At 69.9% G+C, this 2,887-nt stretch carries 3 protein-coding genes; all 3 read left to right on the top strand.

The annotated features are described in order from the left end of the window. Window positions 1–194, top strand: a 194-nt coding sequence (locus PHQ87_RS15595; RefSeq protein ID WP_300236402.1) for a hypothetical protein, incomplete at its 5' end; no start/stop codon positions are given. 68 nt (window positions 195–262) lie between these two features. Continuing rightward, window positions 263–2,557 carry a TonB-dependent receptor gene (locus PHQ87_RS15590; protein ID WP_300236399.1) on the top strand — a complete coding sequence of 765 codons (2,295 nt, stop codon included), beginning with the start codon at window positions 263–265 and terminating at the stop codon, window positions 2,555–2,557. A gap of 50 nt (window positions 2,558–2,607) precedes the next feature. Next, the coding region (locus PHQ87_RS15585) for a hypothetical protein (RefSeq protein ID WP_366524495.1) at window positions 2,608–2,887 on the top strand (280 nt) is incomplete at its 3' end.

Here is a 2,887-nt window from a genome sequence, read left to right as displayed (position 1 = left end):
TGCGTGAGCTGGCCGAGGTGGTCGATGCCAAACACGAGACCGTCTGCCGGGCGCTGGCACGTCTGCTGCCGCCGCGCACGCGCAAGCCCGGCCCGTCCGGTGCCGCTCATGTCCACCGCGCCAGCAACTGGCTGTCCGAGTCCATGGCGTTCGCGCCCCAGGGCTGGCCCGTGGCCAACGCACTGCCCGCGTGACAGCGGGCACCCATGCCGCGCGCCACCACGCCGATGGCGCGCTTGTGACATCCACCACCCGTATTGCCATGATCCAGCTTCGTTCCTCCACCTTCCACCGCGCCATGGCGCTGGCCATGCCCACCCTGTGCCTGTTGTGCAGCCAGGCGCTGGCGCAGGACGCCGCCGTCGGCAGCTTGCCGGCCGTGACCATCCGTGCCGACCAGGGTGCGCTGCCCGGCGCCAGCGCCGTGGACCCGGCCCGCCTGCGGACGCAGCGGGCGGCCACCAGCGATACCGCCCGCCTGCTGCTGGGCCTCCCGGGCGTGAGCCTCAACGGCGCCGGCGGCGTGTCCAGCCTGCCCGCGCTGCATGGCCTGGCCGACGACCGCTTGCGCATCAAGGTCGATGGCATGGACCTGATCGCCTCCTGCCCGAACCACATGAATCCGGCGCTGTCCTACATCGACCCGACGCAGCTCGGCTCGCTCAAGGTCTACGCCGGTATCTCGCCCGTCAGTGCCGGCGGCGACAGCATCGGTGGCAGCATCCTGGCCGAGACGCGCACGCCCCTGTTCGCATCGCCCGGGCAGGCGCCGATCCGTGAGGGCGAGGTGGGTGCGTTCTACCGCAGCAACAACCGCGCGCGCGGCCTGAACCTGTCGGCCACCCTGGCCACCGAGCAGCTCAACGTCAGCTACAGCGGCGCCACCAGCCAGGCCGACAACACCATCGCTGGCGGCGACTTCAAGGGCTACGACTTCACCGGCCGGCCGGGCCACACCCTGGCGCCCGACGAAGTCGGCTCCACCGCCTACGACACGCGCAACCATTCCCTGGGTCTGGCCTTCCGGCAGGACGAGCACCTGCTGCAAGCGCGGCTGGGGGTGCAGGACATGCCCTACCAGCTCTACCCGAACCAGCGCATGGACTTGCTCGACAACGACCGCAAGAGCCTCAACCTGAGCTACACCGGTCAGCTCGCCTGGGGCACGCTGCAGGCGCGGGCGTACCACGAAACGGTGGACCACTTCATGGACTTCGGCGCCGACAAGCGCTACTGGTACGGCCTCGGCTCGGGCGGGCCGATGGCGGTCAACGGCGGCGCATGCGGCCCCATCGGCGCCACATGCGCGGCCGGCATGCCCATGCTCAGCGAAGGCAAGACCACCGGCGTCAGCGTCCAGGGCGAGCTGCCGCTGGGTGAGCAGGACCGCCTGCGGGTGGGCGCCGACCTGCAGCGCTACCGCCTCGACGACTGGTGGACGCCATCGGGCGGCGGCATGTACCCCGGCACCTTCTGGAACATCCGCGACGGTCAGCGCGACCGCACCGGGCTGTGGAGCGAATGGCAGTCGCACCCGAACGCGCAGTGGATGACGCTGGTCGGCGCGCGCGTGGAGCGGGTGGTGATGAACGCCGGCCGTGTGACCGGGTACAACCCGGCCGGCATGGGCTTCCAGGCGCGCGATGCCAACGCCTTCAATGCCCGCGACCGCCGCTCGACCGACACCAACATCGACGCCACGGCCCTGGCGCGCTACACCGCCAGCGAGCAGGTCGACATCGAATTCGGCTTTGCCCACAAGGAGCGTTCGCCCAACGTGTATGAGCGCTTTGCCTGGTCCACCTGGCAGATGGCGGCGCTGATGAACAACGTCGTGGGCGACGGCAACGGCTACCTCGGCAACCCCGCTCTCAAGCCCGAGAAGGCCAACACGCTGTCGGCCACGCTCGACTGGCACGCCGCCGACCGGCGCTGGGGCTTGCAGGCCACGCCGTACGTCACGCACGTGAGCGACTACATCGATGCGGTGCAGTGGGACGCCGCCGCCAACCAGCCCGTCGCCACCCCGGTGACCAACCGGTTCAGCGTGCTGCGCTACACCAACCAGCGCGCGCGCCTGTTCGGGCTGAACCTGGCCGGGCACGCGCCGCTGGCAACGAACGCGCTGGGCGACTGGGGCATCCAGGGGCTGCTGAACCTCACCCGCGGCAAAAACCTCGACACCGGCAGCGGGCTCTACAACCTCATGCCGCTCAACGCCAGGCTGGCGCTGACGCACAAGAGCGGTGGCTGGGACAACAGCCTGGAGCTGGTGCTGGTGAAGGCCAAGACCCGCGTCTCGTCGGTGCGCAACGAGGTGCGCACGCCGGGCTTCGGGCTGGTCAACCTGCGCGCCAGCTATGCGTGGAAATCGGTGCGGCTGGACTTCGGCATCGAGAACTTGTTCGACCGCCTGTACTTCCAGCCCACGGGCGGCGCCTACGTCGGTCAGGGCACCACGATGACCAACCCGATGCTGCCCAACTACCCGCAGTGGGGCACGGCCGTGCCGGGGATGGGCCGCACGCTGTACGTGGGCGTGAACGTGAAGTTCTGAACCCGATGAGCCCTCCCGCCAATCCCCCGACATCCAGAAAAGGTGTTCCGATGAAAACCAGCCCACCCACCCTCCTGGCCGCCGCCGTCGTGGCCCTGGCCGCCCCGGGGGCCTGGGCGCAGAGCGGCGCGTCCCCGACGCAGACCCTGCGCCAGGTCACCGTGACCGGCTCCACCATCGACGACCGCTTCGGCGACAGCGCCCGCGAGCCGACCAGCACGGTCAGTCTGTCGGGGCGCAAGATCGAGGCACAGCATGCCGACAACCTGGTGCAGGTGCTCAAGGCCATTCCGGGCGTGACCATCGACACGCAGGGCGGGGACGACCTGA

It is taken from the genome of Hydrogenophaga sp., assembly GCF_028698005.1.
Lineage (GTDB): Bacteria > Pseudomonadota > Gammaproteobacteria > Burkholderiales > Burkholderiaceae_C > Hydrogenophaga.
This window is presented reverse-complemented; position numbering and strand designations above follow the sequence as displayed.

What these genes read in the sequence shown, in the direction of transcription:
- PHQ87_RS15590 (WP_300236399.1), top strand. Translation starts at nt 263, where the DNA reads ATGATCCAGCTTCGTTCCTCCACCTTCCACCGCGCCATGGCGCTGGCC.